The 8,869-nt window shown below is 36.0% G+C and carries 3 protein-coding genes; 2 read left to right on the forward strand and 1 reads right to left on the reverse strand.

The window, feature by feature from the left end:
• Nucleotides 1–156 precede the first annotated feature (156 nt).
• Nucleotides 157–1,290 (forward strand): serine hydrolase domain-containing protein, encoded by a 1,134-nt coding sequence (locus IEV85_RS02715; protein ID WP_188460244.1) that lies wholly within the window; start codon nucleotides 157–159, stop codon nucleotides 1,288–1,290.
• A 157-nt stretch (nucleotides 1,291–1,447) separates the two neighbouring features.
• Here the strand turns inward: IEV85_RS02715 and IEV85_RS02720 are convergent, their stop codons facing one another.
• A complete protein-coding gene (locus IEV85_RS02720; RefSeq protein ID WP_188460245.1) occupies nucleotides 1,448–6,748 on the reverse strand; it encodes a choice-of-anchor D domain-containing protein in 5,301 nt (1,766 codons plus the stop codon).
• A 1,077-nt stretch (nucleotides 6,749–7,825) separates the two neighbouring features.
• Here IEV85_RS02720 and IEV85_RS02725 point away from each other — a divergent pair.
• The gene (locus IEV85_RS02725) at nucleotides 7,826–8,566 is read left to right on the forward strand and encodes a YARHG domain-containing protein (RefSeq protein ID WP_188460246.1); all 741 of its coding nucleotides are present in this window, start codon (nucleotides 7,826–7,828) and stop codon (nucleotides 8,564–8,566) included.
• Nucleotides 8,567–8,869: the final 303 nt, after the last annotated feature.

Consider the following 8,869-nt stretch of genomic DNA (forward strand, 5'->3'; position numbering starts at 1 on the left):
AAATTAGCTATGTTCAGAGTATTGAATAAAGTAACCAGCATAAATCGGCTTGTAAATTTTTACTAAGCGACTACAAGCGTTTGTTGGTACCTGGGGAAAATATAAAGTAAATAAGAGTACCTCAAATTACATTTGAAAGATTGTTACCCAACATTTATGAAAATAAAGCACAACCTATTCTTAATTATTTTAAGCTTAACATTTTTATCTAAGAAGAGCTACTCACAAGAAAGAAACAACAATGATATTATTGTAAAAACTATTGAAAAACACGGAAAAGACTTTGTTAGTAATAAAAACATATCATCTGTTTCTATAGGTGTGTTTAATGACGGAGAAATTTACACCCAACACTTTGGCGCGCTTGAAAAAGGAAGAGCTAATAATCCAAATAATGAATCTATCTATGAAGTGGGCTCAGTAACTAAAACAATGACTGGCTATTTGGTTGCAAAAGCTGTAAAAGAGGGCAAAATTAACTTAGAGGAAGATGTTAGGTTTTATTTGAAAGAAGATTATCCAAATTTAGAATACAATGATAAGCCCATTACAATAAAGCATCTCCTTACGCATACCAGTGGTTTACCTATGACTATGCCAGTAGAATTAAATGGCGTATTTGAAAATCTGGATGAAAACGTTCCAACCAGGTACAATGAAATAGAGAAATCATATGATAAACAAAAATTCCTTATGGATCTGAAAAAGGTTTCTATAAATGTTGAGCCGGGTACCCGGTATACATATTCTAATGCTGGAGCAGAATTAATTGGGTATGTTTTAGAAATAGTCTATGAAAAAAGCATTGATGAACTTTTGAAGGATAGCTTCCTGGATACATATCGTATGCCTAATACAGCTATAGAACTAAACCAGATTCAAAAAGATAAACTTGTAAAAGGGTATTGGATGAACAATACAACGCTATCACCGAATCAGCTCAACCCGTTATGGGGATCAGCAGGTGGAGTGAAAATGAATCTTACTGATATGCTCCGTTATATTGAATTGCAACTAAATAATGAAGACCCAATTGCCTCTGAGTCCCATAAAGTGCTTTTCGAAGAAGGAAAAACTTTTAAAATAGCGTATTTTTGGAGAGTATGGAATGATAAACATGGTACTTCATACAATCATCATGGAGGTACAAGCGGTACACAAAACTGGTTGTTTATTTTTCCTGATTATCGGTTAGGCATCTCCATCATAACTAATCAAAGTGGACCTAAAACACCAAACCTTCTCAGTAAGACAGTAAAAAAAATGTTGAAGGATATAATTAATGATTAAATCGTTGGGTCATAAACCTAAAGCTTCAGCTACACTTATAGAAGAAGTGAGTTCTAATTATTTTCCTCATCACCTCTCACTATAAGATAAAATCACATAATATAAAAAAAGGGGAAGCTATTGCTCCCCCTTTTCCAATTTTCATTGATCAAAAAATCTATTTTTTAATAAATCTAAGGTTTGCTATTGCGTCTTCTGTTTGAACACGAACAATATAAACGCCAGAATTAAGTGTGCTAACATCTATAGATTCACCAGATGTATAACCAGCAATATGCTTTATAACACTTCCAGATATATCAATGATATCTACATCAGTTTTTTCAATCCCCAGTACTACATTTAAATGACTGCTAGCCGGATTGGGATAAATAACAATATCAGCTATTTGCTCTTTATCAATTGCAGTTACAGCTCTGATTATTAAAGTGGCACTAGCACTACCTTTGAAATTAACATCTTCTATACTAGCTAAAACATCGTACTCACCCACTTCAACAGGAGCCTCTTCACTACCGTTGTAAGTAACAACAACATTTAACCCCGCAGGATTGGTTATAATAGTTGCTTCTTTCGCTGTGCCATCAAATTCAAAGCTTAAATCAGTAATGGTAATTGTAGCTTCAGTTTTATTAACTGATACCTCAAAGGTATAGTCCAACTCTCCCCCTACGCCATCAGTAACAGATACAGTGATATTGACTGTTCCCGCAGCTACTTCTGTTAACGTTAATATTCCATTATCAATACTTGCTTCTACAACACCCGCTACACTTAATGAAACAGCGTAACTTAGTTCATCTTCTGTATCGGCATCTTCAAAAGCAGTAGTTAAATCAAATTGTGCAGTACCGAAGCTTCTCTCATACACCTGATCTTCAATGGGATTCACGGCAACCGGCACCGCATTTATTCTTACATTGAAGTCAGCAAAAGCAGTATTAGTACCATCTGTTGCAGCCACTGAAATTCTGGAAGTACCAATACCTTTTTCAGTAAGCGTAAGTGATTCTCCTGCTACAGATGCTAAGAGTAAATCTTCACGACTTGATGCAGGGATATATGTTAAAACATCATCATCTGCATCACGGAAAGTAGTTGATATATCAATTACTTCAGTACCAAAGCCTTCATTTATAATTATATCATCGATTATATTTTCTACACGAACATTTCCAACTGAAACCGTAACAGGAATGGAAATCGAAGGTTTTTCAGGGTCATTACTATTAACAACTACATTAAATCTTGTAATTCCGGTAGGGTAATCATCTGCTGAAAAAGTATAATCAATCACATCTGTATCACCAGCAGCGGTAGAGCCACTTGTTGCGGACAAATTACTTTCAGGAAGTATAGTTTCCAGGAAGGTCTGCATAATAGTCTCTGTGGCTGTATCGTCAATATAGGCTCCCTCTGTACCACCATACATCAGGTAATATATTCTATCTGTACCATTCAAACCACTTACTAAATGATCGTCATCCCCCATAAAAAAACCATCAATATCTTGAGTGGCATTACCTGTTTTCTCCGCTATTACAATATGGTTTACAGAAGGTGTTATGCCTCCATATACTCGCTTAACAAAGCCCTCATAAACCTTACCTTGATACGTAAGCTCCAATACTGTACCGTCAACAGAAACAGAAGATCCCAAATCCCCAGTTATTCCAAATTCATCTAGTTGATTCACATCAGCCACCATTACAAACAATCCTGTTAAATGCCTGGTAAACACCATAGACCCTTCTCCGAAGTAACCCTTAGAATTGTTAAAAGCTGCCTGTGCTTCTATAATCACATTATCCGAATATAACAATGGCGTGCTAGGTGAGGCACTATTAATAATATAATTGCCACTACTAAACATGTCATTCCCTCCTGTTTCTATTGCAGCATCCCCTGTAATATCATATGTAAAATCATATCTGGAAGGAATAACACCTGTTATATTGCTAAACCCACTATTTAAATTAGATAATACACTCTCTAAAGAACCGGCCATAGAACCTTCTGATATAGTCCAGTCCAGATTAATTCCCTGAGTATTCTCAATAGAGATTGTTTCTGTGGTGGATTCACCGGGGAATAATTTCACCGTAATGGACTCAGGTGACACCACTGCACCAGGAGCAGTTAAACCATTACCATCAACCAATACCTCTATAGTTTCATGTGCTGGATCATTGGTCGTTAATGTAATCGTCCCTGTAGCAGTTCCATCAATGGATGGGCTATATATAACTTTTACCACAGCTTCCTCTCCATTTGCCAGGCTTAAACTAGATGATTCAAGTGTAAACTGATCATTATCAGAGACTATACTGGTTACTTCCAGGTTGGAAAGACCTTCATTGGTTACAATAAATTCCTGCGTTTCAGGATATTCCTGGAATACATCACCAAAACTAAGCTCAGCTTCAGAAACAATAGCTTTAGGAGTACTTATAAAAGTAATAGGGATAATTACTTCAGGAGTATTTATGTCATTACTAATTACTTTTAGCTCAGTACCACTAATTCCTTTCGGAACCGCTGTAGGATCAATACGCATAGTTATATCATCAGCATTTCCACTAGCTGTATTACCACTTGTTGCTGAAAGACTAATATAACCCGGAACTCCTGCAGTTATATCAAGAAATGTATTCATTACGGCTTTCAATTGCTCCTCGCTATAAGCGGTCCCATCTTCACGCGTAAAAAGCAAATAATACAAACGATTAGATGCTGAAAGCCCGCTTAACTTATGATAATCGTCTTCTGAAGTTTCATCATATTCTTGTGTAACATCTGCATTCTTTTCAAGGATAATAAGATGATGAATAGAAGGGTCTCCTCCTTCCGATACTATTTTTACAAAGCCCTGGTATGTTACCCCATGATGTTCTATTTCCAAGATTGGTCCTGTTACAACACCATTACCATCTGCCCCAATATTGCCGTCTATGGTAAATTCACTTACACCGTTTAAATCAGCAGCTAGTACAAATAAACCATTGAAATGCCTGGTATAATAAGTTGTTCCAATCCCAAACAATCCGGTTCCATCGGCCACTACATTGTCGGAGTAATCGATGGTACCACCACTTAAATCAGTAGAAAGTTCATTCCCTCCATCGTAAATATCATTTCCACCATCACCAATGTTACCAGAACCACCATCATACCTAAACTCATAGTAACCTGGTAGTTGGTTTAAAATCAAATTAAAGTTCTCGTTTAAACTCACTAAGGTTTCATCAATACTAGCAGAAAATGTCCATTTCAAATCTGCTCCTTCTGTATTGGCAATACTAATGGTTTCATCATACACGCCTGCATCCAAATCCACAGTCAATTCATTATGTGTAACTGAAATAGATGGAGGTACTACCCCCTTACCAGATAGATCAAGCGTCACACTGCTGTTTACAGGATCATCGCTGGTAAGGGTAAGAGTAGCAGAAGCATCACCTGCTGTGCCTGGTGTAAAGTAAACTTCAAAAAATGAAGATCCGCCACCTCCTGCAATAACTGCTGATGTAGCCGACACCGTAAAAGCGGTATTATCTGAAACAACATCAGTTATGGTTAAATCTGCGGTTCCATTGTTTACAACTTCTACTTGTGTGGCAATCGATGTAGCCCCTACATATACGCTATTGAAATCGTAAGTTGTTACAGGTACTTGAATTTCAGGAGTTCCATTAATGGTGATTGTTACAGGAATAACAATTTCAGGCTGAAGTGGGTCATCTGAATAAATAATCAGCTGAGCTACGTGTGTACCTCCGAATCTATTCGCATTAAATTCAAGCGTGATTTCGGTAGAAGAAGAAGCTTCCACAGTATTACTATAATCAGATAAGGTGATCCACCCCGGAACTTCGGTTCTGGTATAAGCAAAGCCACCACCATTCCCTCCTTCGGTCCATTGGGAAAGTTCTATATCAAAATACCTGTTATCATCTGTAGTTCTCATGGAATAAGTTTCCCCTATCATGCATGAAGGACAACCACCATGTGCACTTCTCCATCCGGAGTAAGTTAGATCATCACTCAGGGCTATCTGAGTACTTTCATCTACCCATTCCGTACCTAAAGGGGAACTACCTATATAAGAGTTTTCTTGTTTAATATTAAATATTCCCTGACTTACGTCACGCGTAATCCAAACATTATCAGTAATTCTATCCTGATTGGCCGGTTCAGATGTTTCGGCATAATTCTTTTTTTCAAAAGAAACAGTAGAATTAGGAATCACCAGCTTTGCACCCCAATTAAGTGATGAAGCACCTGTATTATTAATGGTTAATGTAGCGGTGGTCGTATTTCCATAATCAAGTGTTTCGGCAAAAGATGTTTCGCTCACTTCTATTACAGGAGGATCAAACCCATTACCTGACAAGGAAACTTCTGTAGGACTTGAAGCATCATTACTGGTTATAGTAAGTGTTCCTGTATAGGTTTGCGCTAATGCCGGGGTGAAAATGACCTCAATATCTCTGGACGAGAAAGCCGGAACTGTTAAATCACTTAATGAAGAGGCAAAAGCTTCGTTATCTGAACTGATCTCGGAGATTGTCAAAGAGGCAGTACCATCATTAACAATAGTTAATACCTCCGTAGTGTTTGCTCCGATGAATGTATTATCAAAACTCAAAGAGCCAGCTACATCCAGCTCCGCACTACCTGTAACAGTAAGTTCTACTGGTATAATTAATTCAGGAGTACTCGTAGCATTACTAGCAATTACAATATTAAAAGAATAAGTTCCTGCAGCAAGATTTAGCGCATCTACTGTAAGAGTAATATCGCCAGAAGCACCAGCTGCTATCTCACCACTATTTGATGATAAACCAGCCTGTGTAAACACTTCATTTCTGATGTAGGAAAATCCACCACCAGAAGACTCTTCTGTCCATTCTGTCCACGAGGTGAACTCAATATCGAAATATCTATCTTCCTCAATAGCATGCATAGAAATAATTCTTCCGACCATTTCTGGAGGGTTCTCAGAAATAGCACTTAACCAATTTCTGTAATCATCTGAGCTAAGATTTAATGAATTTCCATATGACCATTCTGTTCCTGCCGGGGATTCATCACTCCTGAAGCTACTCTCATAAGCAAAATTAAATATTCCTTGCTCATTAGCTCTGGTAATCCACACCTGCTCTGTAATTCTATCTTGATTTTCCTCCAATGTCCAATCAGCAAAGTCCGTTTTGGTAAAAGTAACCTCCTCCCCAATTCTTATATTCTCTAAATTCCACTCCAGCGTGGCATTACCAGAATTACTTAAAGTAAAAGTTTGCTCAGCTGTATTTCCTGCCTCCACACTGAGGGAAATAGTGCCGCGCGAAGATCCAATATTAACTACCTGACTGTACATAAAATGCGTCAGTAACGTAAGTGACAATGTCAGCAGTGTTTTTAACCTGCCAACTCTCATTGGTAATAGTTCTTTCATGTTTTCTGTTTTTTCTGATGTAATTATTAAAAAAGAAAATTCTCCCACTAAGATATGGATTTAATAGATGGTTAAACGCCTAATTCGATCAATTGGGTTAATAAGAAGAGGAATAAACAAATAAAAACTATCGATAAATGTAACTTTAATAATAAAAAAAGCGATTTTCTTCACGAGTAAAATGCTTTTAACCCATTATTGTTAACAACAATAAACAAATACCCATCATTATCTCAATATATTATATCTCAACCGTTTATACTTAATATTTTATACCAAAATGATCCCATTTTCTACTCTATCAATTAAATATTTTGCATTTTAGTTATTGAATAAGGAGGATTATTAGGCTTACCCATGGCACCCTGATTTAGAAATTCTAACTACATCCTGACTTAAATTACCACGTGCAGGCACCGTGCTGTTTCAGTTAATAACTCTTCACTTAAAAGTGAATTAAGTTAAATCTATGATAGCATTGCTGATTATATGACCAAACAAGATACTTCAACCTTTTCTTTGTTCCCTCTTACTTATACACTGAGCTCAGCAGTATTGTCCACTTCATTTCATAAAGGTGCTCTACTAAAATGAATGGAGCATTTGTGCTGATGGTGAATAACCTGCCTCCTCCCACTCCAATCCCTATACCCAATGCTGAGTATTCTTAATCTATTTTATAAATAGTTAGGATTTTATAAAGTAAGAAACTATGTTCACTGTTTTGAATAGAGTAATTTGTAAATACTAGTAAGTATTGTAGCTGTTTGTTGGAGGTTAAGAAAAGTAAATAAGTATAGCTGAAAACACACTTATTTAATAGATAGGGTCAATTCAAAGCATAGCCAGGTAATTGAATTCGCATACCAAAGATAGCGTATAGAAATTGAGGTGATAAAAAATTATTTAAGTAAACATTAACCATGATATTTCTAAATAATTACACGATGGTCAGATTTTCAATGTTGTTCATTTCATTTACAGAATCTCAGTTAGAGGTGTAGGCTCATCATTTAATTAAATGTCAAAGCTTACAATGGAATCAAAAAAAGTGGATTTTATGCATAAATTGGCATTATGCTTAGTTTAGAAATATATAGACATATTAATTGGACTTTTATTACAAACAATAAAAGAATAAATAAGGTATTTATAAACATCACCTTATGTATTATCATATCCCTCTTTTCTTTATTTTCAATTAATGCACAGAATACTCCAGAGCAATTTAAACTCACTAAAGAATTTCTAGCAGGCAAATCGAAGAAAGAGTTAAGCATAATGAGGAACGAGATTTTTGCTCGATACGGCTACGCATTTTCTTCAGATTATTTAAAAGATTATTTTTCAAAAAAGCTCTGGTATAGTGCAGAATCAAAAAATGTAACTGACAAGTTAACCACTATTGACATACATAACATACAACTGATAAAAGATTTTGAAGAGACAACAAAAAGTTATGATTTAAAATACTCTGATACTACTCGCAATCTAATAAAACAAAGAATCTTCGTAGTCACCGAAGAGGATGATAAATTTATTTTTGATGCTCATCGAGAAATCTCAGTTGATACTGCATTTGACTGGATAATCAAAAGAGATCTTACTCATGGAGGAACTGAATCTACCTACAATATTTTTACCATTGAGTCCCTAAATAAACCCATTGTACGAACCCATTATGTGAAGGATGTGATTCTTTTCAATGACTTTTATATTACTACTCCTAGAGAAGTAAATAGGACGTCCTTGATAATTACTATAGCCAAAGGAAAATATAAGAGTTGGACTGATGAAGTTCAGCTTTTTTTATTTTGATCCTCGATGTTTAGGTGTTTAACTTCTTGGAAAAGTACAAAATTATAGATATTACTATTTGCAAATCTGAAGAAATTCCTATTTTGAATAGTATGGACACACTGATCCCATGACTTTTTCCGACTTAAGTTTATGCAGCCTGAAGTAGGGGTGTTTTCTCAGATTTCCGTTTGCTGAGCTTAACAGCATTGGCCATCATGACAGCGAAGAAAACATGCATCATTTCTCGTTTCTCTCCCTTAACCTTGATTTTATTCAGGCCGTAGGCCGTTTTATGGGTTCCAAAACTTCCTTCCATCACCG

It is taken from the genome of Marivirga lumbricoides, from assembly GCF_014636295.1.
GTDB lineage: Bacteria > Bacteroidota > Bacteroidia > Cytophagales > Cyclobacteriaceae > Marivirga > Marivirga lumbricoides.

Bases quoted from the DNA above. Each gene is read 5' to 3' on its own strand.
- IEV85_RS02725 (WP_188460246.1), top strand. From the start codon at position 7,826: ATGCTTAGTTTAGAAATATATAGACATATTAATTGGACTTTTATTACA.
- IEV85_RS02715 (WP_188460244.1), top strand. From the start codon at position 157: ATGAAAATAAAGCACAACCTATTCTTAATTATTTTAAGCTTAACATTT.
- IEV85_RS02720 (WP_188460245.1), bottom strand. From the start codon at position 6,748: ATGAAAGAACTATTACCAATGAGAGTTGGCAGGTTAAAAACACTGCTG.